We start from the raw sequence: 26,038 nt of genomic DNA, 5'->3' as shown, positions 1-26,038 counted from the left end.
CCTCGGCGCTGCAGGTCATAATCATGCGATGCCCTCTAATAAAATCGTATAGGATATAGGATTGAGTTTCGCGGAGCATCGTGTTAGTGGGTGGTTCTGTCAAGAGGCAAACGATGCAGAACACGGACCTGACGGTTGACAATGAAGCCCGTGCCAGGGGTCGTATCCAGCGCGCCAACAGTCTGGCCGGCGACGTTTACGAAGCAATCTTCGCGCAGCTCATGTCTTTGAGGATTGCTCCGGGATCGCGCATCACCGTCGACAATCTCGTCAAGGAATTCAACGTCTCACATACCCCCATTCGTGAAGCGCTTGGCAGGCTGGAGGGGGAAGGGCTGGTTCTGAAAACCCACCTGATCGGCTATCGCGCCGCCCCACAAATCACCCGCCGGCGCTTCGACGAACTTTACGAGCTGCGTCTATTGCTTGAACCTGCCGCCGCGGCCAAAGCCACCGCAACAATGGACGGCGAGCGCCTTGCCGCGCTGCAGGAGGCGGCTGGCGTCATGGCCCGACGGGTGGGGAAAGACGAACGCCTGCGCTATTCGAACTTCGCCCGTCAGGATGCGATCTTCCACGACAAGATCGTCGAGTTCGCCCAAAACGAACTCATTCGCGAGACACTGAATCACCAGCATACCCACTTCCATATCTTCCGGCTGATGTATCACTCCAGGGTGACCGAAGAGGCGCTCGACGAGCACGAGGCTATTCTCGCTGCCTTTGCCGCGGGCGATCCGGACGCCGCCGAAAAAGCCATGCGTGCGCACATCGAAAATTCGCGGGACAGGCTCCTGCCTGCGTTCGAGTAGCCTGGCGATGCTGCTTGCCCGAGGCACCCTCAAGCGCGGCGCGCCGCTGTTCGCCCAGCCTGCCGCCTACGAATTCTACTCCCCGTTCTGAGCCGATTTCGATACCGGGAAGGAGGCGCGCAGTGCACCTCGCCCCTGGAACAAGCCGAGAGGAAAAGACATGCCAGCCAAAAAAATCCTGATGCTGACCGGTGATTTCACCGAGGAGTATGAAATCTTCGTCTATCAGCAGGCGATGGAAGCGGTGGGACACACCGTTCATGTCGTGTGCCCCGACAAAAGCGCCGGAGACATGATCAAGACGTCGCTGCACGATTTCGAGGGCGATCAGACCTACACCGAAAAGCCCGGCCACAATGCGCTGATCAACAAGACCTTCGCCGACGCCGAGAGGCAGCTGAGCCAGTACGACGCTGTGTATTGCGCCGGCGGTCGTGGCCCCGAATACATCCGCACCGACAAGCGGATACAAGCGATGGTGCGCCATTTCCACGAGGCAAAAAAGCCGATCTTCACGATCTGCCATGGCGTCCAGATTCTGATCGCGGTGGACGGCGTCGTGCGCGGCAAGAAGGTGGCGGCGCTCGCCGCTTGCGAGCCGGAGGTGACGCTTGCCGGCGGCACTTATATCGATTTGTCTCCCACCGACGCCTATGTCGATGGGACCATGGTTTCAGCCAAAGGCTGGACCGCGCTTGCGGCATTCATCCGTGAATGCCTGAAGGTGCTGGGAACGGAAATCCACCATTCTTGAACCGTTTGTCCCGGCGCATCCTGAGGGGATGCGCCGGCTCCCTAAACGGCGCGGCGACTTCCGTCATTTCATCAGGTTCAGATCAGGAACCTGCGGCAGGTGTGCTCCAGAACCTGTGGCCATCATCACCTCGGACGCCTTCAAGGCGCTGCCGCATCGCGTGCGTGCACAGCGCGCCATCCTCGTTGACCTTTCCCAGCTTGACGGGTCCGAACTCGAGTTGGTGGACTCAATGGGGCGGTCGACATGAAGTCGGCGCCCAGGACCTGTCAGGGCTTTACGAACCGAAACGCGAAGCGATCGGTCTCGCCCTTGATCGCGGGATCGAACACCTTGATCGAGTGCGGGTCATCCTTATTCACCAGCACGGTGCTTTCCGCGTCCAGTACGAAGCCGGCCGCCTCCACCTCCTCGCGGACGGATGCAGGGTCGATCCGATGCAGCGACCGGGTGTCGCTCGTGCCCGACCCAGCGGCGGCGGCGTGGTCGACGATGACGTAGGACCCACCGGGTTTCAGCCGCTTGTAGACAGCTCGATTGAAGTCGGCCGCCGTCGCACCCTTCTTCTGGATCAGGGCGGTGTGAAGATCGTGGTAAAACAGGTGCAGCCATAGGACATCGGCTGGCGGCGTAACCTCCGGCATCGCGACGAGGTCCGCCGAGGCGGCTTCGACGTTCTCTCGGCCCGGCTCCTTCGCGAGTGTCCGCATGAGGCCGACCGGATCGTTCTTGAAGTGGGCGATCTCTGCCGGCACGAAGCTGTAGACCCGCCCCTCTGATCCGACGATGTCGGAGAAGCGGCGCGTCCAGTCTCCGTCGCCAGGGTAAACGTCGATTACGGTGGAGCCCGCCTCGATTCGTGCGAACCAGATTAACTCGGATACCTTGGATTGGTCGTACATCGAAATCTCCTTAGGAGTGGATATTCTTCTCGGTGCTCATAGTGATTTCTCCATTTTGCTCGGATCGGATCGCGCTTGATCCGATCCGAGCTCCGATCGCGTGCGTCGTCTCTTTGCGGGTGGGGACGTCGTGCTCGTCAGTCGAACTTGACCAGGTCCTCAAAGATCAGATGGCCCCATCTGTTTCCGCGCGCCTGGACCAGCAGGCCACCTTCCGACACCCCGCCAAGCTTGATCGGCGCGAAACCGAGATTTTTCGCAAGCTCCCCAATCTGTGTTGCGGCAGCGTCATCGTCGCTTGCCAGGAACACGACCCTCCGGCCACCATGTACGGCCGGATCCTGATCAAGCACCGGGGCGACCAAATGGTTGAAGCCCTTGACCAGTTTTGCGCCAGAGAAGGCCTGCGCGATGAACTTGGAAGAAGGTTGTCCTCCCAGTTCCTCCGGGGGCACGCCATAGGCATTGGTCACATCGATGATCGTCTTCCCCTGCCAGGTAGGGAGCGCCTTCGCGACATTCGGGTGCGCCTCGAAGCGGACAGCCAAAAAGATGATGTCCGCCTTGATGGCTTCCGCCAGTTTTCTGCGGATGATCGTGGGTCCGATCGCGGCCGCATCGGCGGCAAAGCTTTCCGGGTCGCGTGTGGTTGCAACGGAAACTTCGATGCCGTTTCGGGCAAACGCCTTGGCAAGGGCCTGTCCGATATTGCCGAATCCTACGATTGCATAGTTCATAGTACTTCTCCGATCTGGTGCTAATGTTGGGGTCAGACTTGCGCCATACCTCCGTCGACGGCGAGATCCACGCCGGTGACGAAAGAACTTTCATCGGAGGCGAGGAACGTTACGGCAGCCGCGATTTCCTCTGGTTTGCCCCTGCGACCCATTGGGATCTGTGACGCAAACTGGGCGGCCGCTTGCTCGGCTTGCTCAGGGGTAAGGCCAGTCGTTGTCTCCAAGGCCGGCGTCTCGATTGGTCCCGGACTCATTGCATTGACGCGGATTTTGCGGTCTTTGAATTCCAGTGTCCAAGCGCGCGCGAAGTTGCGTACAGCCGCCTTGCTCGCGGCGTAGGTACTAAACCCTGGAAGCCCCAACACGTTCGACACTGAAGAATTCAGGATGATCGAACCGCCGTCTTTGAACAGGGGAAGGGCCTTCTGCACCGTAAAGAACAGACCCTTCACGTTCACATCGAAGGTCTGATCAAAATGTGCCTCGGTAGCGACGGCGATCGGTGCGATCGTCCCCGCGCCGGCGTTGGCGAAGAGAATGTCGATATGACCATGTTTCTCCTTCACGACGGCATAGAGGCGATCCAGATCTTCCAGGAGCGACACGTCACCCACGACCGTCGTAACGTTTTTCATGATGAAGGCTGCGGCCTCCTTCAACTCCTTCTCTCTTCGCCCGGTAATCACGACGTGCGCTCCTTCTTCTACGAAGCGCTTGGCTGTGGCCAATCCGATCCCGCTGCTTCCGCCCGTGATGACTGCGATCTTGCCTTCGAGTTTTTTCATAATTCTTTGTCTTTCGTTGCGCACGGGCCAGGGGTCAGAGTTGAGCCAGGCCGCCGTCGACGGCGACCTCGCTGGCGGTCATGAAGCTGCTGTCCGGCGACGCGAGGAAGGCGGCCGCGGCGCCGATCTCCGCCGGATCGGCCATGCGCTGGAGCGGGGTCATCGCGCCGTAGGCCTTCTGGCCTTCCTCGCCTAACGCCTCCTTCGCGAGTTCGGTCGCCGTCGCTCCGGGCGACAGCACGTTTACGCGGATGCCGGTGCCCTTCAGGTCTTCCGCCCAGGTCCGCGCCAGGTTGCGCACTGCCGCCTTGCTCGCGCTATAGGCAGTGAACCCCGGAGCGCCCGTGGTGCCGGCGCTCGACCCGGTCAGGATGATCGAACCGCCCTGGCTCATCAGCGGCAGCGCCTTCTGGACCGTGAAGATCGTACCCTTCACATTGGTGTCGAAGGTTTCGTCAATGTGCAAGGCGGTGATCTGGCCGAGCGGAAGCGGGCTTCCCGCCCCGGCATTGGCGAAGACGATATCGAGGCTTCCGCGCTCGGCCTTCACCGCAGCGTAGAGTCGGTCGAGGTCGGCCTCATCCGAGACCGAGCCCTTAACCGCGCGGGCACTAGGCCCAAGGTCAGCCACGGCGGCGTCGAGCGCTTCCTGCCGGCGGCCGAAGATGAAGACGAAGGCGCCCTCCTCGATAAAGCGCTTGGCTGCGGCGCGGCCGATGCCCGTAGCGCCGCCGGTTATCACAGCGGTCTTTCCATTCAGTCTGTTCATGTCATGCATCCTTCGTTTCGCCGCCTCGTGTCTTTGGCTGCACGGGAAAGCCCCGCGAGAGCCTCAAGATGGGTTCGCCGAAGTCGGGCGGTGAGTGCGCAATCGCGCACATCGCTGGTGCGAAAACGATCCAGCTAGATGATTGAAGGCCACGATGACCGCACGAACTACGGCTGATCGTGTTAGTATGGGCTTTGCAAGCCGCACTGCGCTGCGCAGGAATGCACCATGATCGACTGGGATGACGTTCGCTACTTTCTTGCCGCCGCGCGTGGAGGCTCGGTGCGTGCCGCCGCCGCGCGCCTCGGTGTGAACCACTCGACCGTGCTGCGACGCATCGCTCAGCTCGAGGAACGCCTCGGGGCGCAGATGTTCGAAAAGCTGCCTTCCGGCTACCGCCTGACGGCTGCGGGGGAAGATGTCCTCGATCTCGCGACCCAGATGGAAGCGTCGTCGCACCAGCTGGAGACGCGCGTCTTCGGTCGTGACCAGAGCGCGCGCGGACTTTTGCGGGTGACGCTTCCACCGTTCCTCGCCACACACCTGCTCATGCCGGATCTCGCCGACTTCGCGCGTTTGCATCGCGACATCGAGATGGAAATCTTGTCGTCCGGTGAGCTGGCAAATCTGACCAACCGAGAGGCCGACGTCGCGATCCGCATTGTCGCCGACCGCAAGACCCTGCCGCTCAATCTTCACGGCCTGAAGGGACCGGAGCTGTTCAGCGGCGTCTACATGTCTCGCGATCGACTAGCCGCGTGGCGTGCGGGCACGCCTGATCCTATCCGATGGATAGGCATAGACAATCATGGAATTCCGGACTGGGCGCGCGAGGGAGAAGTTCACGTCACGGGAGTACCGTTCAGGACACCTGACGCCGAGACGCAGATCATCGCGGCGCACCAGGGGATTGGGATAACGAAACTGCCGTGCTTCGTCGGAGATACCGACCCCCTGCTGGTGAGGGTGCCGGGGATCGACGTGCCCATGCATGGGACACTCTGGCTTCTCACGCAAGGCGAGACACGCAAGACGAAGCGGGTGCGGCTCTTCACAGAGTTCGTATCCCGCAGGCTCGCCGCGTACGCTCCGCTTCTCTCGGGACTGTCCATATCGCGCGACTGACGCCCGGCAGATCCGCCGGCAACGCTTCCCGCAATCCGGGTGGAAGCCGAGCTGCGATCGCTTGAAGCGGCGTGTTCAATCCGCGAATCCAGTGGGAGTAGGGAAACGGCGGCAGTAGCGTAGAGGTACCAGCCTAAGCTCGACCTCTTCCCACACCATGATCAGACAACGATGCCACCGTCTTCAGCGCGCCATCGAGCATGTCGCCTTTCTCGTCTTTCAGCGCAGCTTCGCGCAACCGCCTGATCCAGTCGGCAGCGTCATCGCGGCCCTTGACCAGATCGAGCGCCGACAGCACGCGATCGAATTTGGACTGGGCGCGGAGGTGGGTGTCGCTGTAGCCCTTGATCAGCCGGCGGCAGTTCAAGATTTCGACGGCGAGCGCGTAGTCCTGAGGCGCGTGGCTGAGCGCCAGCGCATACCAGCGCTCCAGATGCGCCGTCTCGACCTTGTGGCGCAACAGGCGCCGCCGCCAGCGGCGCAGGCCGCCAATCAACCAGAGGACCGCAAAGCCGGCAAAGCTGTCGGTGCGGATGCGCCGGCCGCGATTGATGCGCCGGTCGAGAAAGCCGGCAAGTTTCGGCCGGTTCTCGATGTAGCTGCCAAACCCCGCCGGCAAGGTGCCGCAGAACTCCTCGATGCGCGGATGGAAATATTCGGTCACCTGCAGGATGGAGCCGTCCTTGACGCCGACCTCGCGGCGCACGCGCTGGTCGCGGGTCGAGCGAGTCTTGAGATCGGCGACGCGGATCATGTCGTCATAGCACAGGGCGTTGGCCAGATGCTTGGCGGCAGCGATGGACAATGCATGGGCATGGCCGGGATCATCAAGCGCAACGGCCTTGTCCAACCGGTCGAGATAGTCGCGGCCATAGGCGATGTCCTGGTAGTCGACGACCTTTCTCAGGCCCCGAAGCGCCATGTCGCGCACCGCCGCGGGCATCAGGTCGATGCGGGCGGCCAGCGCCTGCCAACCCTGCAGCAGGTTCTGCGGACCGCTCACGCGCCCTGCACCCGGAGCGGGGTCGACCGTGGCCGGTTCTGCCGGCTGTGGCGCGGGGGCCGTCGTACCGCGCGCGCGGTCGTAGGCGACGGCGAAGGCAGCGAGGCTGGCTTTCGCGCCCCGGCCGCCGGCGCCGATCGCTTGCTCATAGCTTTCACGCGTGAACGGCAATGCGTCGGAGCCGGCCAGCGCGCCAAGCAGACTGGCCGAGATCATCGAGCCATTGTCGGCGGCGATTTTTTCCATGTCGAAGGCGATGAAGCGTTTCGATGCAGCTTCCGCCGTCGCGCGTACCTTGGAAGACGAGGCCCGGCCGTCACCCGGCTCGATCTTTTCCGACACCGCGGCGATACGGTGCGAGGAGGTGATCAGCGTGGTGCGATCGGGCGTGACGAAGCCCCTGATGATGGCGCGGCCGGCTTCCATCAGCTCGGCGGCGATCAATATGTCGACATCGCCTTGCGAAGGCGAAAGGGCAAAGACCGGCAGCCGGCCGGTGTCGCGGGCCATCTCGACGTAATAGATCGTGGCGCCGGTGCGCTGGGCGACGCCGGCGACCGAGGTCGATTGCGCGACATAGGAATTGCGCTCGGCGACATCGGTGATCCAGTCGGCGAGCACGCCTCCGCCCTGGCCGCCGACCGCGAGCAAAGCGAGCTTGATCACCGGCTCGGTATCGGCGGCACCGGATTTCGGACGCAAGGGCGAAGCCTGGTCAAGCATCGGCGAACGTCAACCTGCGGCTCTCGCGGCGGCGCTGCATCAGGCCGATGGTGGCGCGACGTGCAGATTCGAGGAAGCGGTCCCAGCGGCTCGGATTGTGCACGACATCGGCGCGGTAGAAGGATGGGCACAGAACGGCAGCGTCCGCCACCTCGCCGCAATTGCCGCAGCCGACGCAGCTCTGGTCGATCGATGCCACCGGATCGTCACGCAAGGGATCGTCGAGCGATTTCACCGACAGCGACGGGCAGCCGGACAGCCGCATGCAGGCGTGGTCGCCGGTGCAGATGTCCTCGTCGACGCCGAATTTCGGCTTGACGACACGGGTTCCGCCCTTGATCGCCTTGTCGACCAGCGGCTTTTCGCGGCGCTGGCGGTTGAGCATGCATTCGGACGAGGCGACGATGACCTTTGGTCCCTTTTCCTCCGTCGTCAGCGCCTCGCGCAGCGTGTCCTGCATCTTGCCGACATCGTAGGTGCGGTCGATGTGGCACAGCCATTTGACGCCCATGCCCTTCACCGCTTCGGTGATCGGATGCTTGGTCGACTTGGTCTTGTTGCCCGCACGCGACGACAATATGTCCTGCCCACCGGTGGCGGCGGAGTAAAAATTGTCGACGATGACGATAACGCCGTCATTCTTGTTGAACACCGCGTTGCCGATCGAGGAGGTCAGGCCGTTGTGCCAGAAGCCGCCATCGCCGACGAAGGAGATCGACCTCCGTTTGGCGTCGGGCGAATTGAAGGCTGAAGCCGAGGCCGGCCCGAGCCCGTATCCCATGGTGGTGGCGCCAAGCTCGAAGGGCGGCATGATCGAGAACAAATGGCAGCCGATGTCGGAGGCGATGTGGTGCTTGCCGAGTTCCTGCTCGACCAGCTTTGTCGCGGCAAAGATCGGCCGCTCCGGGCAACCGATGCAGAAGCCCGGCGGACGGCCCGGCACGACATTGATCAGGTCGGCGGTGTCGACGCCGTCGCCGACCTTGTTGGGCGCGCGCACCTCGCCCGGCAAGAGATGCGAGGCCTCGGCGCGCAGGAAGGCGCCGATGCCGTCGAGCATGACCTGGCCGGTGTATTCGCCGGCCATCGGCAGATACTCCTTGCCGACCAGCCTGGTACCGCGCCCGGCCTTGTGCAGCATGGCGGCAAAGCCTTGCTCGATGTAGTTGGGCTGGCCCTCCTCGACCACGAGCACCGCCTGCTTGCCTTCGCAGAAAGACAGGAACTCATCGTCTATCAGGGGATAGACGGCGTTGAGCACATAGAGCGGCACATCCGTCTCGCCGTAGGTGTCGGCAAGGCCGAGACGCTGCAAGGCGCGGATGACCGAATTGTACATGCCGCCCTGCATGACGATGCCGACCGAACCGTGATCCGAGCCGAAGAATTCGTTGATCTTGTTCCTCGCGATGAAATCGACAGCCGCCGGCCAGCGTTTTTGCACCTTCTCCTTCTCGTGCAGGAAGGAGGCGGGTGGCAGCACGATGCGGCCGGTGTCGCGGCGCGGCGCGTCGAGCGCATCGGCCACCGTCATCGGCGGGCGCTTGTTGTCCTTGGCGATGAAATGGCCGTGGACGTGGCAGCAGCGGATGCGCACCTGCAGCATCACCGGCGTATTGGACGCCTCGGATAGCTCGAAGCCATCCTCGACCGCCTTGACGATTGAAGGCAGGTTCGGGCGCGGGTCGAGCAGCCAGACCTGGCTTTTCATGGCGAAGGCATGGCTGCGCTCCTGCATGATCGAGGAACCCTCGCCATAATCCTCGCCGACGATGATCAGCGCGCCGCCGGTAACGCCACCGGAGGCAAGGTTGGCGAGCGCGTCGGACGCGACATTGGTGCCGACAGTCGACTTGAAGGTCGCCGCGCCACGGATCGGATAATGGACCGAGGCAGCGAGCATGGCGGTGGCGGTGGCTTCCGAGGCGCTCGCCTCGAAATGCACCCCGAGTTCGCCCAGAATGTCCTGTGCGTCGGCCAGCACGTCCATCAGATGGCTGATCGGCGCGCCCTGGTATCCGCCGACATAGCCGACGCCGCATTGCAGCAGCGCCTTGGTGATGGCGAGAATGCCTTCGCCGGCAAATTCCTCGCCATCGCCGAGCCTGAGTTTTTCGACTTCCTTGGCAAAAGACCGTTCGGCCATTTTTCCAACCTTCCGTTGCCGGCGGTGCGGCCGGCGCCTGCGTCTAGATGTCGTGCTTGCGAATGTTCTTCAGCATCTTCTGCAATGTGGCGATCAGAGCCGCGTATTCGGCGTCGTCGACATCGTCGAACATCGCCTCGAACGCATCATGCATGGCCGGCCAGGCGCGGGTGAACTCGGCGCGGCCGTCATCGGTCAGGAAGACATGGCGGATGCGGCTGTCGGTGACGCCTTGCTCGCGCCGCACGAAACCTTGCCCTTCCAACGTGTCGAGCGTGCGGCTCAATGTCGACTGCTCGATGACGGTGTAGACCGAGAGGTCGTTGACGGTGACGCCGTCGGTGACCGACAGCACGGCCAGCGTGCGGACCTGCGGAATGGTCAGGCCCTGCTTGCGGAAATCGTCGCGCAAGGTGGCGTTGTAGCGCCCCATGATGCGGTTCATCAGATAGGGCGCGAATTGCTGCAGGCCGATCTGGCCAAGCGTCGAAATGCGCTGGCGCTTTTCCGGAACCTTCTGCTCCATCAAAGCCTCCCCGCCAGGAGAAAGCCGGAACCGCCACCGAGGCCCGCGCCCGGATGGGTGGACGCGCCGATGTGATAGAGGTTTTTGATGCCGGTCTGGTGGTTGCGGCTGGTCTTGAATGGGCGCCACAGGAACGACTGGTCGATGGTCGAGGACCCGCCATAAGGATCACCGCCGACCAGATTGATGTTCATCGCTTCCAGATCGGCCGGCGAATAGGCGCGGCGCGCAATCACGCTGCCCTTGAAGCCATCGATGTGGCTGGCGAGAATGGTTTCGACGCGGTCGGCGTAGGCTTCACGCAGCGCCTCGGTCCATTGTCCGTCAGCCGGCGTCTGCAGCTTGCCGGCGGCGTCACCCTTGATGTGCCGGGGCGCCTCGGGCAGTTGCAGCCACACGATCGCCTTGCCTTCCGGGCAGCGCGATGGATCGAGCGCATGCGGCTGGCCGACGCAGATGGTCGGCACTTCCGGCAGCATCCCGCGCGCCGCCTCGTTGCAGGCTTTCGAGACGCCATCGAGCCCCGGCGTCAGGTGCAGCAGCGCCACCTTGTCGAGGCCTTCGCCGCGCCATGCCGGCGGCTTGGCCAGCGCATAGTGGATCTGGAAATTGCCTTTGCCGTAGCGATATTTCTGTGTCGCCTCGACCTCGGCTTTGGGAGCATCCGCGCCGAGCAGCCGGCCGTAAAGCTGCGTCGGCGTGACCGAGCAGATGACGCTCTTGTTTGCTGTAATCGTTTCGTCGGATGCCAGCCGCACGCCGGTCGCGCGGCCACCGCTCTGGATGATCGAGGCGACATCGGCGCCGGTGCGGATTTCGCCGCCGCGTTCACGGATCAAGGCTTCGAAGGCGGCGAGCAGGTTCTTCGCCCCGCCCTTGACGATCGGCGCGCCGGCCGCTTCCAGCGCGAAGGCAATGACCTTGGCGATCTGCCCTGAGAAAGCATCTTCCGGTCCAAGCCCGGCATGCAGCACCCAGGGCGCCCACAGCGCGCGGATTGTCTCGGACTGATAGGTGCTTTCCAACCAGCTGCGCGCCGGCACCAGTGCCTCACCCAGAAAAGCGGCAAGGCCACGCGGGCTGCGCCGCCAGGCATCGCCGGCCAACAGCTTGGCTGTCGGATAGGACCACAGGCTGCCGCCGAGCAGGCCGAACAGCAGGCCGGCATTGCGCTCGATGCTGCCGACATCGTCGGCGTGCCGGTCGCCATCGCCGGGGGCGATCGCATTGATTGCAGCGACGTTGGCGGCGCGGTCGGTGGTGAGCACGGCATGGCTGCCGTCCGGCCGCAGCACGCCGGTTGGCGTGCCGGTGTGACAGAACTCCAGCCCGTGCCGCGCGAGATCGCTGCCCAATGCCGCAAAGGCCGGCGAGGTGATGAACAGCACGAAGGTGGTCGCCATCACGTCATGGATGAAGCCGGGCGCGGTGATCTCCTCGGTACGCATGCAGCCGCCGATGCGGTCGTTGCGCTCGAGGACGAGCACCTTCGCGCCCTTGCCGCCAAGCATCGCCGCGCAGACCAGCGCGTTGATGCCGCTGCCAACGATGATGTGATCCGGCTGGCTCACCTCAGCGTGCTTTCTCAGCCTTTCGACACCAGCGCCAGCGCGCGGATCGGGCTGCCGGTGCCATGTTCGATCTTGAGCGGTGCGGCGATCAGGATGGCGCCTTTTGGCGGCAACTGGTCGAGGTTGCAGAGGCTGGCAAGGCCATAGCGGTTGGCCTTGTGCATCAGCGTGTGCGCCGGGAATGGCGGCTCCATGCCGCCGGCCTTGCCGGCATCGGTGCCGATCGTCTCCGAGCCCCAGCCCTTGATGTCCTTGCTGATCAGATACTGGATGGCTTCGGCCGTCGGACCTGGCGTATGCGGGCCGGTCTCATTGGCGTTGAGGAACTCAGCCTCCGAACCATTGCGCTTGTACCAGTCGGTGCGCATCACCACCCACTCGCCAGGGCTGATGGCGCCATGCTTGGCCTCCCACGCCTTAATGTGGTCGACGGTGAGCAGGAAATCGTGATCGGCGGCGGCTTCCTTCGAGCAGTCGATGACATTGACCGGGCCGACGAAGTTCTGCGCCGGAATGGTGTCGGTGGCGCCGTCCGGATAATCCTTGCCGCTGATCCAATGCTGCGGCGCATCGAAATGCGTGCCCGAATGCTCCCCAAGCTTCAGCCAGTTCCATGCCCACCACGGGCCGTTCTTGTCATAACGGGAGATGTTATGGATCTCGACCTTTGGCGTGTCGACGGCAAGCTCCGGCGGCAGCTTGATAAGAGGCGTGTCGGGTCCGAGTTGCGCAGAGAGGTCGACCACCCTGATGGCGCCTGAAAGCAGCTGGCCGGCGACTTCGCCGAGGAGTTTTTGCGTGTCCATGGTCTGAAGTTCCCTCTTTATGGTGAAGATCAAGGCTCGTCTCGGCCCTTAATATCCTACTAGACGAAAACATATGCATCTGCAATTATCTTTAAGCATAAAGGAAATGGGAACGGGGCGTGAGCGAGTTTGACGCCATATTCGTCGGGGCGGGCCACAACAGTCTGGCATGCGCCGCGCATCTGGCGCTCAAAGGCTGGAAAACCGGGATTTTCGAGCGCAGCGCAGCAATCGGTGGCGCCGTCCAGACCCACGAATACACGCTTCCCGGCTTCCGGCACGATTTCGGTGCAATGAATCTGAGCCTGTTCGCCGGCTCCGCCTTCCACCGGAAATATGCAAATGAATTGAAAGCACAGGGTCTTGAGTTCGCGCCGGTCGCCGACTGTTTTGCCAGCGCCTTCCCGGACGGACGCTGGTTCGGCGTCAGCAACGATCTGGAAAAAACCACCGGCCGCATGGCCGCTTTCTCCGCCGCCGATGCCGCGACCTGGCGTAGACTGGTCGCCGCCTTTCCGGGTGAAGCCGAGCACCTGTTCCGGCTGCTGGGATCGCCGATGAGTGCGCGTGCGCTTGCCGGCACCGCCTGGAACCTGTGGCGCAAGAAAGGCATGTCCGGCGCGCTCGATACGGGACGGCTGCTGTTGTCATCGCCTCGCGCCTGGCTGGAGGAAAATTTCGAGTCCGCGCATGTGCGGGCAACGCTTGCCACCTGGGGCATGCATCTCGACTTTGCACCCGACATCGCCGGCGGCGCCGTGTTCCCCTATCTGGAATCCATGGCCAACCAGACCTTTGGCATGGTGCTAGGCAAGGGCGGCGCCGACACGATCATCCGGGCGCTGGCAGGTATGGTCACCTCGGCGGGCGGCAAGATCGTCACAGGGACAGAGGTTGCCGAAATCACCGTTTCCGCCGGCAAGGCGACCGGCGTGCGGCTTGCGTCCGGTGAGACGCATACGGTAACGAAGGCGGTCATTGCCGGCGTCGCGCCCAGGGCGCTGACCGGCAAGTTGCTGCCCAACGGTTCCGGCGACACCGGCTTCGACACGGCTATGCAGAAGTTCCGGCACGCGCCGGGCACGATGATGATCCATCTGGCGCTCGACGACCTGCCGGACTGGCGCGCCGGGGCCGAGCTGCGGCAGTTCGCCTATGTGCATCTGTCGCCCTCGCTCGACGCGATGTCGCGCGCCTATCAGCAGGCGATGGCGGGCATGCTGCCGGACGAACCGGTGCTGGTCGTCGGCCAGCCGACAGCGGTCGATCCGTCACGCGCGCCGCAGGGCAAGCATGTGCTGTGGGTGCAGGTGCGCATGCTGCCCGCCGAAATCCTGGGCGATGCGGCCGGCAAGATCGCGCCCGCGCACTGGGATCAGGTCAAGGACGTCTACGCCGAGCGCGTGCTCGACATCATCGAGACCTACGCGCCCGGCCTGCGTACAAAAATCCTCGGCCGCGCGGTGTTCTCACCCATCGACCTCGAGCGCGAGAATCCCAATCTCGTCGGCGGCGACCAGGTCTGCGGCAGCCACCATCTGGCACAGAATTTCCTGTTCCGCCCGGCGCGCGGTTATGCCGGCTGGAACACGCCGGTCGGCAATCTGCATCTCATAGGCGCCGCGACATGGCCCGGCGCCGGCACCGGCGCGGCCTCCGGCTTCATGCTCGCGCAACAGCTTGGCGGGAGGTAGCTCGCAAGATTTCATGAAGGCGACGAGAGGCAAGGCGCTGCTGCCCACGAAGCCCGGATCGATAAACTGATAGTGCCGCGCAAAGACAACAAAACCAACAAGGGGAACGACCATGACAATCAACAGACGAGAATTGCTGGGATACAGTGCCGCGGCACTTGGGGTGGCGGCGATCGGCCTGCCTGAGATCGCCAAGGCGGCAGCGGGCGAGCTGACCATCGCCTACAACGTCAATCTGCCGTCCTGGGATCCGACCACCGGACCTTCGGCCGTCAACCCGACGATCCAGGGTCTCTACCAGTCGGTGTTCGACCAGTTCATTCCGCAAAAGCCGGACCTGTCCTTTGCGCCTGGCCTGCTCACCGAATGGGGCTGGAACGAGGATCGCACCAAGGTGACGATGACGGTGCGCGAAGGCGTGACCTGGCATGACGGCTCGCCCTTCACGCCCGAGGACGTGGTCTGGTCGCTGCAGCGGGCGGGCGACGAAAAGACCGGCAATCCGATCCAGTTCGTCTGGAAGAACGTCAACAATTTCAAGATCGACGGCAACAAGATCACCGGCGACGTCGTGCAGTTCGATCCGGTCTATTTCAAATGGATGTCGTTCCTGACCGGCTACATCCTGCCGAAGGCCTATTACGAGAAGGTTGGCGCGGAAGGTTTCGAGAAGGCGCCGATCGGCACCGGCCCGTATATGGTGGAAAAATTCGAGCGAAATGCTTTCCTCCGACTGAAGGCCAACCCGCACTATTGGGGCGACAAGCCGGCCTTCGAGAATGTGACGATCAAGTTCGTCACCGACGCGGCGAGCCGCGTTGCCGAGATCGAATCCGGTTCCTCGCAGGTGACGCTGGAGGTCCCCTATGAAGAGTATGACCGGCTGATCGCCAAGGACGGGCTTGCCGGCTCGTGCAAGCCCGTTTCCGACATCGGCATGATCTTCTTCAATGACATCGAAGCGATGCTGGACAAGAACGTCCGCCAGGCCGCCGTCATGGCTGTGGACAAGGAGCTTCTGGTCAAACGGCTGCTGCGCGGCTATGGCCAGCCGATCGCTACGCTGGAGACCCCGGAGTACACGGCCTTCGACGCCTCGATCAAGGTCGAGCACAATCCTGAAAAGGCCAAGGAGCTGCTCGCGGCTTCCGGCTATTCGCCGGAAAAACCGGTCAAGTTCACCATCCAAACGACCAAGGGCTTCAAGCCCAAGGATTATGAGATGATCCAGGCGATCGTCGGCATGTGGCGCAAGGTCGGCATCGAGGCGACGATCGAGGTCTACGAGATCGCCAAGCACTATGAACTGCGCGCCGCCGACAAGCTGGCGCCGGCCGCCTTCTACAATTGGGGCAACGCCATCGGCGACCCTACGACGTCGACGGGTTTTGCCATGTATGGGCCGAGCCCGCACTCGGTGTGGGACAGCCAGGACCTGATCGACATGATCAATCCGCTCTGGGGCGAGAAGGACGAGGCCAAGCGCATCGCCGGCTGGAAGGCTGTCGACAAGTATATCGCCGAGCAGGCCTATGTGCTGCCGCTGATTCAGTATGCGCAACCTATCGTGCATGCCAAGGGCGTCAACGTGGTGCAGCATGTGTCCGGCGCGCTGCTGCCGGCGCTGATGACCCCGGCCTGATATCGGCTTGTGGGCGCCACTCTTCGCTGAGCGGCCCCCTCATCCGGCCCCTTCGGGCCACCTTCTCCCCCTGGGGAGAAGAGACCAGCTCAGCCGTCCGTGACCTCTTCTCCCCTCGGGGAGAAGGTGGCCGCGAAGCGGACGGATGAGGGGGCTCTTCGTTAGAAACGCACTGGGCCTACACCAGAATGCTCCTGCAACGATTCCTGATCCGTCTGCTGACGATGCTGATTACGCTGTTCGGCGTGGCCGTCGTCGTCTTCGTCGTGATCCGCGTTGCGCCCGGTGACCCGATCGCCATGATGCTGCCGCCCGGTGCGACGAATGCCGACATCGACCGGCTGCGTGCACTTTACGGGCTCGACAAGACCATCGTGCAGCAATTCTTCATCTGGCTGTCCGGTGTTGTCAGGGGCGATTTCGGTACCTCGATTTCGCTCCGGCAAGATGTGCTCAGCCTTGTCTTCAATCGTTTGCCGGCAACGCTGGAACTCGCCATCATCGCGCTCGTCATGGCGGTTGGGCTCGGCGGCACGACGGCGGTCCTCGGCGCGCGCGAACGCGGCACCGCCGTCGAAGCCGGCATCGATATCGCCAGCGGCGCCGTCCTTTCCATTCCCGATTTCCTGTGGGGCCTCGTGCTGATCCTTTTGTTCGGCGTGCTGGTGCCGATCTTCGACATTTCCGGCCGGGTGTCGCCGCAGCTCGATCTGCCCTTCCTCACCCAGTTCTATTTCTTCGAGAGCTTGCTTCGGCTGCGCTTCGACCTGACCTGGGATCTGCTGAAACACATGCTGATGCCGGCAGTAGCCTTGGCATTGCCGCTGGCCGCAATCATCGCGCAGTTACTGAAACAGTCGCTGAAGGAAGTGCTTGACCTCGACTATGTCGTGCTGGCGCGGGTGAAGGGGTTTTCGGAAACGCAGGTTATCCTGCGCGAGGCGATGAAGAACGCAGCGCTGCCGACGCTGACCCTGGTCGGCGTCCAGTTCACCTTCCTTGTCGGCGGCACGGTCATCGTCGAGCGGCTGTTTTCCTACGAAGGGCTCGGCAACATGGCGATCGATGCCGTCATCAACCGCGACCTGCCGCTGATCCAAGGCATCGTGCTGGTGTTCGCGCTGCTGTTCGTGCTGATCAATCTTGGCGTCGACATGATGTACGCGCTGCTCAATCCGAGGCTGCGCCATGGATGAGGCACGCATCGCCCGGCGCGGACTGGGCCCGAGGCTGTGGCTGGCCGGCGGCTGGCTGCTGCTGGCGCTGCTGGCCGCGATCTTTGCGCCGCTGGTCGCACCGCAGGACCCGCTGGCGCAAGACCTGATGCTGGAACGGCTGCCGCCATTCTGGATGAGTGGTGCGGAATCCGGCTATTGGCTGGGCACCGACAGCCTCGGCCGCGATCTCCTCTCCCGGCTGATCTTCGGTGGCCGTATCGCCTTCGTCGTCGCTTTCGCGGCGGCGATCGCCGCCTGCCTTGTCGGCTCGACGCTCGGACTGGTCGCCGGCTATTTCGGCGGCTGGGCCGACCGCATCATTTCACGCATCGTCGACGTCTGGATGGCATTCCCGCCGGTGCTGTTCGCCATCCTGCTGGTCGCGGTGCTCGGCACCGGCCTCAGTTCCGTCATCCTCGCCATCGTCATAATCGACTGGACGCGCTTTTTCCGGGTGATCCGCGCCGAAGCGATGGGCCAGTCGCGCATGGACTATGTCGAGAACGCCCGCATCGCCGGCTATGGCCGCATCGGCATCATGCTGCGCGAGGTGCTGCCCAATGTGGTGCCGTCGATCGTGGCACTGCTGTCGCTGGAGATGGGCATCGCCGTCATCGTCGAGGCCATCCTGTCCTTCGTCAATCTGTCGATCTCGACCGACGATCCGACCTGGGGCGGCATCATCGCCGAGGGCCGGCTGTCGATCCATCAGGCCTGGTGGGTGCTGGTGTTTCCGCTTGTCACGCTGATCCTCACCGTGCTGTCGTTCAGCCAGTTCGGTGAGGCGCTGAAGACACGCTTCGATCCGGTGCTGCGATGAGCGCTTGCCTGGATATTGCCAATCTGAGCGCCGTGCTGCCGAACGGCCAGCGCGTGCTGCGGTCGGTGTCGCTCTCCGTGCAGCCGGGTGAGGTGCGTGCTCTTGTCGGCGAGAGCGGCGCCGGCAAGACGATGATCGGCAAGGCGGTGCTCGGTGTGCTGCCGTCAAGCGTGCGCATCGTCGAAGGCGCCATGCAGCTCGAAGGCGAAGACCTCGGCAGGCTGCAGCCCAAGGCAAGGCGCACGCTGATCGGCGCTCGCACGGCGCTGATCCCGCAAGATCCGTTGACTGCGCTCAACCCATCGCGCCGCATCGGTCCGCAGATGACTGACCGGCTGGTGCGCATTCTCGGCTGGAACGGTGACAAGGCGGACAAGCGTATCCGGCAATTGTTGGATGAGGTGCAGATCCGCGATCCCGACCGGGTGCTGAAATGCTATCCGCACGAGCTGTCCGGCGGCATGCGCCAGCGTGTGCTGATCGCCGCCGCCTTCGCCGCCGAGCCACGGCTGATCGTTGCCGACGAGCCAACAACCGCGCTCGACGTGACCGTGCAAAAGCAGATCCTGCGCCTGATCGCCGAGCTGCAGCGCGAGCATGGCACCGCGATCCTGTTCGTCACCCACGATCTCGGCGTCGTTGCAAAGATCAGCCAGCAAGTGTCTGTGCTCTACGCCGGCAAGGTGGTGGAAGAGGCTGATACAGCCGCTCTCTTCGCCGCGCCTGAGCATCCCTATACGCGGGCATTGATAGCCGCCACGCCACGCTACACCCATCCCTTGGCCTCGCTGAAGCCGGTGGACGAGACCGTGCTGGCCGGGCTTGCCGCCGAGATCGGCGCGGCAGACCAGGCGTGGAGGCGGCCGCATGGTTGAGCCGCTGTTTTCCGTGCGCGGGCTGAAGGTGGCGCTGCCCGACATGACCCGCAAGCCGCTGATCGGCCGCGCGCCGCTGGCCGAGATTTTGAAAGGCCTAGACTTCGATCTGCCGAGAGGTTCGGTGACCGGCATCGTCGGTGAATCCGGGTCCGGAAAATCGACGCTCGGCCGCACGCTTGTCAGACTTCTGGAGCCGAGCGTCGGCAGCATCCATTTCGAGGGCCGCGATATCGCCCATCTGCCGGATGCGGAGCTGCGACCTCTGCGCCGCGACCTGCAGATGATCTTCCAGGACCCGATGTCGTCGCTCAACCCGCGTCGCACCATCGCCGGCATCATTGCCGCGCCGCTCAAGCAGAATGGGCTTGGCGACAGGCTTAGGGAACGCGTCGCCGAGGCATTGCATCGCGTCGGCCTGCCGCAAAGCTTCGCTAGTCGCTATCGTCATGAACTGTCGGGCGGGCAGCGCCAGCGCGTCGGAATTGCGCGCGCGTTGGCGCTTTCGCCGAAATTCGTGCTGGCCGACGAGATCGTCTCCGGCCTCGACGTATCGACGCAGGCGCAGATCCTCACCCTTTTGGAGAGACTGGCCGCGGAGATGGGGCTGACGGTCGCCTTCATCAGCCACGACCTGTCGGTCATCCGGCGGCTGTGCCAACAATTGATCGTGATGCGCGAGGGCAGGATCGTCGAGGCGAGCGCCACCGATGCGCTGTTCGACAATCCCAGGGAGACCTACACGCGCGACCTGCTTGCCGCCATCCCACTGCCTGAGATCGACGCGGACTGGTTGCGGCCAGCAACGAAAGCGCCGGCATAGGACTGTTCACCCACCACGCCGAACAGCGGGCTTCGGACGTGCATGAGGGCAAAATCAGCCCGCGAACGGAGGGTAATATGAATTACGCAGCCCGCGGCACGATGCTTGCCGCGATCCTGTTCTGCTCGATGGGAACGGCTTCGGCCGATGCGATCCCCGGCATGCGCGGCCACGACCACACCGGCATCACGGTGCCCGACATGAAGCAGGCAGTCGACTTCTTCACCGAAGTCGTCGGCTGCGAGAAGGCGATGTCGTTTGGTCCGTTCGCCGATGACAAGGGCACCTTCATGCAGGATCTTCTGGGCGTCGATCCGAAGGCTGTCATCGAGCAGGTCACCATGGTGCGTTGCGGTTATGGATCGAACATCGAGCTGTTCAAGTACACTGCGCCTGACCAGAAGGATTTGACTCCGAAGAACAGCGATATCGGCGGCTTCCACATTGCCATGTATGTCGATGATGTCGCCGCGGCGAAAGCCTATCTCGACGGCAAGGGGGTGAAGACGCGGATGGGTCCGCTGCCGGTCAAGGAAGGTCCGGCGGCCGGCCAGACCATCCTCTATTTCCAGGCGCCATGGGGATTGCAACTGGAGGCGATCAGCTATCCCGATGGGATGGCCTATGAGAAGGGTGCCGAGACTGTGCTGTGGAGCCCGAAGAACCCGGACAAGTGATTTCCAGAGCGCGCTTGCGGGGCCAGCCCGCAGGCGCGCCACCCGTGTCCAGCAATCGTTCCAACATGAAACTTTAAGCTTGAAATATTTTATCTCCGGCGCGATACTTGATATGCAGCAAGCGAAGAGGAGATCGCACGGATGAAGGTTGCGGTTCTCGGTGGCGGACCAGCCGGCCTCTACTTTGCCATTTCAATGAAGCTGCGGGACGCCGCCCACGAGATCACGGTGTTCGAGCGCAATCGCGCCGACGATACGTTCGGCTGGGGCGTCGTGCTGTCGGCCGAAACACTCGACAACCTTGCCAAAAACGACCCGGTCAGCGCTGTCTGGATCAAGAAGCATTTCGCCTATTGGGACGACATCGCCGTCATCCATGACGGCGTGCGCACGGTCTCGTCGGGCCACGGTTTCTGTGGCATCGGCCGCAAGCGGCTTCTGGTCCTGCTGCAGCGACGCGCGCGCGAACTTGGCGTGAGGCTGATGTTCGAGAGCGATATCGCCGACCCTCAGCCCTATATGGCGACGCATGATCTGGTCGTCGCCGCCGATGGGCTGAACTCAAGGGCGCGCAACGCCTTCGTCGAAGTCTTCAAGCCCGACATCGACACCCGCAAATGCAAATTCGTCTGGCTCGGCACCAACCAGAAATTCGACGACGCCTTCACCTTCATCTTCGAGAAGACCGAGCATGGCTGGGTGTGGGCGCACGCCTATCAATTCGACAGCGAGACAGCGACCTTCATTGTCGAGTGCAGCGAACAGACCTGGGCTGCCTTCGGCTTCGGCGCCATGTCGCAGCAGGAATCCATCGCCGTCTGCGAGCGCATCTTTGAGAAACATCTCGGCGGCCACGCGCTGATGACCAATGCCAATCACATCAGAGGTTCGGCCTGGATCAATTTCCCGCGCGTGCTGTGCGAACGCTGGTCCTACAAGAACCTGGCTCTGATGGGCGACGCGGCGGCCTCGGCACATTTCTCGATCGGCTCCGGGACCAAGCTCGCATTGGAAAGCGCGGTGGCGCTGGCCGAATATGTCAAAACCGAACCGGACCTCGACGCCGCCTTCCGCAAGTATGAGGATGCGCGCCGCACCGAGGTGCTGAAGCTGCAGTCGGCGGCGCGCAATTCGCTGGAGTGGTTCGAGGAGGTCGAGCGCTATCTCGGCCTCGATCCGGTGCAGTTCAATTATTCGCTGCTGACCCGCTCGCAACGCATCAGCCACGAGAATTTGCGGCTGCGCGATGCCAAATGGCTTGAAAGCGCCGAGGAATGGTTCCAGCGCCAGGCAGGGGCAGGCGGCAACAGGCAGCGCCGGGCACCGATGTTCGCGCCGTTCAAACTGCGCGACATGCAGCTCAACAACCGCATCGTCGTTTCGCCGATGGCGCAGTACAAGGCAGTCGATGGCTGCCCGACCGACTGGCATTTCGCCCACTATGCCGAGCGTGCCAAGGGCGGCGCCGGGCTTGTCTATATCGAGATGACCTGCGTCAGCCCGGAAGGACGCATCACGCCCGGTTGTCCCGGCTTCTATGCGTCCGAACATGAGGTGGCGTGGAAGCGGCTGGTCGATTTCGTCCACACCGAGACCGAGGCGAAAATCTGCGCCCAGATTGGCCATTCCGGGGCCAAGGGCTCGACCCGTGTCGGGTGGGAAGGCACCGACGTGCCGCTCGCCTCGGGCAATTGGCCGGTCATGGCGGCCTCGGCGATTGCATGGTCGCCTGAGAATCAGGTGCCGAAAGCCATGGACCGCGCCGACATGGACGAGGTGCGTGACCAGTTCGTCGCGTCCACCGAGATGGCAGATCGCTGCGGTTTCGACATGCTCGAGATCCATGCCGCGCATGGCTATTTGCTGTCGTCCTTCATCACGCCGGTCACCAACCAGCGCACGGATGAGTATGGCGGTTCGCGGGAAAATCGCATGCGCTATCCCCTGGAAATCTTCCATGCGGTGCGCGCCGCCTGGCCGACGCGAAAGCCGATCTCGGTGCGCATTTCGGCCAATGATTGGGTCGGCATCGAAGGTGTGACGCCGGCCGATGCGGTGGAGATCGCGCGGATGCTGCACGAAGCCGGCGTCGACATATGCGACGTCTCGGCAGGCCAGACCTCGATTGCCGCCAAGCCTGTCTATGGCCGAATGTTCCAGACGCCGTTCTCGGACCGCATCCGCAACGAGGTCGGCATGGCGACGATGGCGGTCGGCAACATCTACGAGCCGGATCATGTCAATTCGATCCTGATGGCCGGCCGCGCCGACCTGGTGGCCCTGGCACGGCCGCATCTCGCCGATCCCTACTGGACGCTGCATGCAGCCGTGACGCTCGGTGATCGTGGTGTCAAATGGCCGGATCCCTATCTGCCCGGACGCGACCAGATCTACCGGCTGGCCGAGCGCGATGCGGCGGCGGGGCTGAAAGTATGACGACGGCCTTGGCGATTTCAGGCAAACATGCGCTGGTCACTGGCGGCGGCTCCGGCGTCGGCCGGGCCATCGCGCTCGTGCTGGCCGAGGCCGGCATAGAGGTGACCATATGCGGGAGGCGCGACGCCGAGCTTGCCAAGTTGGCCGGCGAGAACGACCGCATCCACGCCATGTCAGCCGATGTCACCGACGAGGCGGCGATGATTTCGCTCTACGCGCAAGCGGAAGCCGTGCGCGGCCCGTTCGACATCGTCGTCGCCAATGCCGGCATGGCCGGCAGCACGCCGGCGCACAGGACCTCGCTTGCCGACTGGCAGCGGACGCTCGACGTCAATCTGACCGGCGCCTTCCTGACGGTGAAGCCGGCGCTGGCCGGCATGGCCGCGCGCAAGGCGGGCCGGATCGTCTTCGTCGCCTCGACCGCAGGGCTGAAAGGCTACGCCTATGTCGCGCCCTACGTGGCGGCCAAGCATGGGGTGGTCGGGCTGATGCGGGCACTGGCGGCCGAGACGGCGAAATCCGGCGTGACCGTCAACGCCGTTTGCCCGGGCTTCGTAGAGACCGACATGCTGGCGGACTCCATTCAGCGCGTCGTCGAAAAGACCGGCCGCTCAGTCGAGCAGGCGCGGGCGAGCCTTGCCTCGACCAACCCGCAAGGCCGTTTCATCCAGCCGCAGGAAGTTGCCGCGACGGTGCTCTGGCTGTGCGGCGATGCGGCTGCGTCGATTACCGGACAAGCGATTTCGATCTCAGGAGGCGAAACATGGTAGCCGGCCCATTGCCCGCGCCGTCGGGACCCGGCAAGGACCGGCTGCGTCTCTGGATCAGGCTGCTGCGCGCCTCGCGCACGATCGAAGCGGAACTGCGCGAGCGGCTGAAGAAAGAATTCGATACGACACTGCCGCGTTTCGACGTCATGGCCGCCCTCTACCGCGCGCCGGAAGGCATGCTGATGAGCGATCTGTCGCGCTTCCTGCTGGTCTCCAACGGCAATGTCACCGGCATTGTCGACCGGCTGGTTTCGGAAGGCCTGGTCGCGCGCGCGCGCCGCAATGGCGATCGCCGCACATCCATGGTGCGACTGACCGATGAGGGTTCCAGATCCTTTGCCACAATGGCCGCGGCGCATGAGGGTTGGATCGGCGAATTGCTGGGCAAGGTCAGCGAGGAGGATGCGCGCCGGCTGACCGGCATGCTGACCTCGTTCCGCAGCAACTGGGAGGGACGCGAATGAGTTCGATGGCCGGCCTCAAGCCGAAGCACTTCCTGTGGGAGGTCGAAGGCAGGATCGCCAGGGTGCGGTTAGACCGGCCGGAGCGCAAGAATCCACTGACCTTCGACAGCTATGCCGAACTGCGCGACACATTCCGCGACCTCGTCTATGCCGACGACGTCGACGCCGTGGTGTTTCTGTCCAATGGCGGCAATTTCTGCTCGGGCGGCGATGTCCACGACATTATCGGCCCATTGGTCAAGATGGACATGAAGGAGTTGCTTGCCTTCACCCGCATGACCGGCGATTTCGTCAAGGCGATGCTCAATTGCGGCAAGCCGATCATCGCGGCGGTCGACGGTGTCGCGGTCGGCGCCGGCGCCATCATCGCCATGAGCGCCGACATCCGCATCGCCACGCCGGAGGCCAAGACCGCTTTCCTGTTCACCCGCGTCGGGCTTGCCGGTTGCGATATGGGCGCGTGCGCGATCCTGCCGCGCATCATCGGCCAGGGCCGTGCCGCCGAATTGCTCTACACCGGCCGCACGATGACGGCAGCGGAAGGCGAGCGCTGGGGCTTCTACAACAGGCTTGTCGATGCCGCAGTGCTCGAGGCCGACGCGCTCGAGATGGCGGCGCGCATCGTCTCGGGCCCGACCTTCGCGCACGGCATCACCAAGACACAGCTCAACCAGGAGTGGTCGATGGGGCTCGACCAGGCGATCGAAGCAGAAGCGCAGGCGCAGGCGATCTGCATGCAGACGCGTGACTTCGAGCGCGCCTACAAGGCCTTCGTCGCCAAGAAAAAACCGGTGTTCGAGGGCAATTGATGGCTGACAGGAGTTTCCTCAACTGGCCGTTCTTTGAAGATCGCCACCGCGAATTGGCCGAAAGGCTGGAAGCATGGTGCGCCAGGAACCTGCCGGTCGATCACCATGACGTCGATGCCGCCTGCCGCGAGCTGGTGGCGAAACTTGGCCGCGACGGCTGGCTGAAGCCGACGGCGCTCGATACCGACAATCCGGGACCGCTCGATGTCCGCACCTTGTGCATCACGCGCGAGACGCTGGCGCGCCATGACGGGTTGGCCGACTTCGCCTTCGCCATGCAGGGGCTCGGCACCGGCGCGCTCAGCCTGTTCGGCACACCCGACCAGCAGCAATGGCTGGCAAAGACCAGGGCCGGCAAGACGATTTCCGCCTTCGCGCTGTCGGAGCCACGCTCCGGGTCGGATGTCGCCAACACCGAAATGACCGCGATCCGCAATGACGACTTCTATATCCTCACCGGCGAGAAGACCTGGATTTCCAATGGCGGCATCGCCGATCTCTACGTCGTCTTTGCCCGTACCGGCGAGGCGCCGGGTGCTAAGGGACTTTCCGCCTTTCTCGTACCCACCGACACCAAGGGGCTTGGCATCGCCGAGCGCCTTGAAGTGATCGCGCCGCATCCGCTGGCGCGGCTTTCCTTCGATCAGGTCCGGGTGCCGGCCTCGGCGCTGATCGGCAAACCGGGAGACGGCTTCCGCATCGCCATGTCGGTGCTTGACGTGTTCCGCTCCACGGTCGGCGCGGCGGCACTCGGCTTTGCCCGCCGGGCGCTGGACGAAAGCATCAGCAGGGTGGCCGAGCGCAAACTTTTCGGCGCTCCGATGGCAGAGCTGCAGATGGTGCAAGGCCATATCGCCGACATGGCGCTGGACATCGATGCCGCAGCGCTGCTGGTCTACCGCGCTGCCTGGACCAAGGACATGGGCGCGGCGCGTGTCACCCGCGAGGCGGCGATGGCCAAGCTGTTCGCCACCGACAAGGCGCAAGAGGTGATCGACAAGGCTGTGCAGCTGCATGGGGGGGACGGCGTCCGCAAGGGCCATATCGTCGAGAGCCTCTATCGCGAGATCCGCGCGCTGCGCATCTACGAGGGCGCATCCGATGTGCAGAAGGTGGTGATCGCACGGCAGGTGATGGGCGCGGCCTGACAGC

The 26,038-nt window shown here is 63.5% G+C and carries 24 protein-coding genes; 15 read left to right on the top strand and 9 right to left on the bottom strand.

Annotation, left to right across the window (positions count from 1 at the left end; translation table 11 throughout):
- The first annotated feature begins 113 nt into the window (after positions 1 to 113).
- Entirely contained in the window at positions 114 to 812 is a 699-nt protein-coding gene (locus NKI05_RS06960) for a GntR family transcriptional regulator (protein ID WP_023729141.1), read from the top strand.
- A 160-nt stretch (positions 813 to 972) separates the two neighbouring features.
- Positions 973 to 1,566 carry a DJ-1/PfpI family protein gene (locus tag NKI05_RS06955; protein WP_023686902.1) on the top strand — a complete coding sequence of 198 codons (594 nt, stop codon included), beginning with the start codon at positions 973 to 975 and terminating at the stop codon, positions 1,564 to 1,566.
- A gap of 269 nt (positions 1,567 to 1,835) precedes the next feature.
- On the opposite strand, the gene NKI05_RS06950 is transcribed toward NKI05_RS06955, so the two are convergent.
- The 4 genes from NKI05_RS06950 to NKI05_RS06935 form a co-directional block, all read right to left on the bottom strand.
- Positions 1,836 to 2,468 carry a class I SAM-dependent methyltransferase gene (locus tag NKI05_RS06950; protein ID WP_352792283.1) on the bottom strand — a complete coding sequence of 211 codons (633 nt, stop codon included), beginning with the start codon at positions 2,466 to 2,468 and terminating at the stop codon, positions 1,836 to 1,838.
- A gap of 137 nt (positions 2,469 to 2,605) precedes the next feature.
- Entirely contained in the window at positions 2,606 to 3,205 is a 600-nt protein-coding gene (locus NKI05_RS06945; protein WP_023815141.1) for an NADPH-dependent F420 reductase, read from the bottom strand.
- A 32-nt stretch (positions 3,206 to 3,237) separates the two neighbouring features.
- Complete coding sequence (locus tag NKI05_RS06940) at positions 3,238 to 3,990, bottom strand: SDR family NAD(P)-dependent oxidoreductase (protein WP_023815142.1); 753 nt, start codon at positions 3,988 to 3,990, stop codon at positions 3,238 to 3,240.
- 34 nt (positions 3,991 to 4,024) lie between these two features.
- The gene (locus NKI05_RS06935) at positions 4,025 to 4,759 is read right to left on the bottom strand and encodes an SDR family NAD(P)-dependent oxidoreductase (protein ID WP_352792282.1); all 735 of its coding nucleotides are present in this window, start codon (positions 4,757 to 4,759) and stop codon (positions 4,025 to 4,027) included.
- Between the two features lie 228 nt (positions 4,760 to 4,987).
- Between NKI05_RS06935 and NKI05_RS06930 the strand changes: the two genes are divergently transcribed.
- Entirely contained in the window at positions 4,988 to 5,884 is an 897-nt protein-coding gene (locus NKI05_RS06930; RefSeq protein ID WP_023815143.1) for a LysR family transcriptional regulator, read from the top strand.
- A 133-nt stretch (positions 5,885 to 6,017) separates the two neighbouring features.
- On the opposite strand, the gene NKI05_RS06925 is transcribed toward NKI05_RS06930, so the two are convergent.
- The 5 genes from NKI05_RS06925 to NKI05_RS06905 are packed head-to-tail and all read right to left on the bottom strand — an operon-like array spanning position 6,018 to position 12,659.
- Complete coding sequence (locus NKI05_RS06925) at positions 6,018 to 7,610, bottom strand: indolepyruvate oxidoreductase subunit beta family protein (RefSeq protein WP_023815144.1); 1,593 nt, start codon at positions 7,608 to 7,610, stop codon at positions 6,018 to 6,020.
- Positions 7,603 to 9,756, bottom strand: a complete 2,154-nt coding sequence (locus NKI05_RS06920) for a thiamine pyrophosphate-dependent enzyme (protein WP_023815145.1) — start codon at positions 9,754 to 9,756, stop codon at positions 7,603 to 7,605. Before NKI05_RS06920 ends, NKI05_RS06925 begins: the two co-directional genes overlap by 8 nt.
- Before the next feature lie 43 nt (positions 9,757 to 9,799).
- The gene (locus tag NKI05_RS06915; RefSeq protein ID WP_023682744.1) at positions 9,800 to 10,282 is read right to left on the bottom strand and encodes a MarR family winged helix-turn-helix transcriptional regulator; all 483 of its coding nucleotides are present in this window, start codon (positions 10,280 to 10,282) and stop codon (positions 9,800 to 9,802) included.
- Positions 10,282 to 11,853: a phytoene desaturase family protein gene (locus tag NKI05_RS06910; RefSeq protein ID WP_023815146.1), complete on the bottom strand. Its 1,572-nt coding sequence runs from the start codon at positions 11,851 to 11,853 to the stop codon at positions 10,282 to 10,284. The genes NKI05_RS06915 and NKI05_RS06910 overlap by 1 nt, the downstream gene beginning before the upstream one ends.
- A 14-nt stretch (positions 11,854 to 11,867) precedes the next feature.
- Positions 11,868 to 12,659 (bottom strand): cyclase family protein, encoded by a 792-nt coding sequence (locus NKI05_RS06905; RefSeq protein ID WP_023682742.1) that lies wholly within the window; start codon positions 12,657 to 12,659, stop codon positions 11,868 to 11,870.
- A 119-nt stretch (positions 12,660 to 12,778) separates the two neighbouring features.
- Here NKI05_RS06905 and NKI05_RS06900 point away from each other — a divergent pair, with 119 nt between their 5' ends.
- The 12 genes from NKI05_RS06900 to NKI05_RS06845 all read left to right on the top strand — a co-directional run bounded on the left by NKI05_RS06900 (position 12,779) and on the right by NKI05_RS06845 (position 26,034).
- On the top strand, positions 12,779 to 14,353 hold the full coding sequence (locus NKI05_RS06900; RefSeq protein ID WP_023732285.1) for a phytoene desaturase family protein: 1,575 nt from the start codon (positions 12,779 to 12,781) through the stop codon (positions 14,351 to 14,353).
- A gap of 112 nt (positions 14,354 to 14,465) precedes the next feature.
- Positions 14,466 to 15,995 (top strand): ABC transporter substrate-binding protein, encoded by a 1,530-nt coding sequence (locus NKI05_RS06895; protein WP_023686913.1) that lies wholly within the window; start codon positions 14,466 to 14,468, stop codon positions 15,993 to 15,995.
- Between the two features lie 188 nt (positions 15,996 to 16,183).
- Entirely contained in the window at positions 16,184 to 17,191 is a 1,008-nt protein-coding gene (locus tag NKI05_RS06890) for an ABC transporter permease (protein WP_023815147.1), read from the top strand.
- Positions 17,184 to 18,032: an ABC transporter permease gene (locus NKI05_RS06885; protein ID WP_023815148.1), complete on the top strand. Its 849-nt coding sequence runs from the start codon at positions 17,184 to 17,186 to the stop codon at positions 18,030 to 18,032. Before NKI05_RS06890 ends, NKI05_RS06885 begins: the two co-directional genes overlap by 8 nt.
- On the top strand, positions 18,029 to 18,907 hold the full coding sequence (locus NKI05_RS06880; protein ID WP_023695186.1) for an ABC transporter ATP-binding protein: 879 nt from the start codon (positions 18,029 to 18,031) through the stop codon (positions 18,905 to 18,907). Before NKI05_RS06885 ends, NKI05_RS06880 begins: the two co-directional genes overlap by 4 nt.
- Complete coding sequence (locus tag NKI05_RS06875; protein WP_023815149.1) at positions 18,900 to 19,730, top strand: ATP-binding cassette domain-containing protein; 831 nt, start codon at positions 18,900 to 18,902, stop codon at positions 19,728 to 19,730. Before NKI05_RS06880 ends, NKI05_RS06875 begins: the two co-directional genes overlap by 8 nt.
- Positions 19,731 to 19,807: 77 nt before the next feature.
- The gene (locus NKI05_RS06870) at positions 19,808 to 20,407 is read left to right on the top strand and encodes a VOC family protein (protein WP_023667800.1); all 600 of its coding nucleotides are present in this window, start codon (positions 19,808 to 19,810) and stop codon (positions 20,405 to 20,407) included.
- Between the two features lie 141 nt (positions 20,408 to 20,548).
- Entirely contained in the window at positions 20,549 to 22,843 is a 2,295-nt protein-coding gene (locus tag NKI05_RS06865; RefSeq protein ID WP_023815150.1) for a bifunctional salicylyl-CoA 5-hydroxylase/oxidoreductase, read from the top strand.
- Positions 22,840 to 23,613: an SDR family NAD(P)-dependent oxidoreductase gene (locus NKI05_RS06860; protein ID WP_023699861.1), complete on the top strand. Its 774-nt coding sequence runs from the start codon at positions 22,840 to 22,842 to the stop codon at positions 23,611 to 23,613. Before NKI05_RS06865 ends, NKI05_RS06860 begins: the two co-directional genes overlap by 4 nt.
- Entirely contained in the window at positions 23,607 to 24,077 is a 471-nt protein-coding gene (locus tag NKI05_RS06855) for a MarR family winged helix-turn-helix transcriptional regulator (RefSeq protein WP_023699860.1), read from the top strand. The genes NKI05_RS06860 and NKI05_RS06855 overlap by 7 nt, the downstream gene beginning before the upstream one ends.
- Complete coding sequence (locus NKI05_RS06850) at positions 24,074 to 24,886, top strand: enoyl-CoA hydratase family protein (protein WP_023726255.1); 813 nt, start codon at positions 24,074 to 24,076, stop codon at positions 24,884 to 24,886. The genes NKI05_RS06855 and NKI05_RS06850 overlap by 4 nt, the downstream gene beginning before the upstream one ends.
- Positions 24,886 to 26,034: an acyl-CoA dehydrogenase family protein gene (locus tag NKI05_RS06845; RefSeq protein WP_023710054.1), complete on the top strand. Its 1,149-nt coding sequence runs from the start codon at positions 24,886 to 24,888 to the stop codon at positions 26,032 to 26,034. The genes NKI05_RS06850 and NKI05_RS06845 overlap by 1 nt, the downstream gene beginning before the upstream one ends.
- Positions 26,035 to 26,038 lie beyond the last annotated feature (4 nt).

Origin of the sequence: Mesorhizobium sp. M0771, assembly GCF_040320155.1 — a bacterium.
GTDB lineage: Bacteria > Pseudomonadota > Alphaproteobacteria > Rhizobiales > Rhizobiaceae > Mesorhizobium.
Note: the sequence above shows the minus strand (reverse complement) of the source record. Positions and strands in the feature narration are given on the sequence as shown.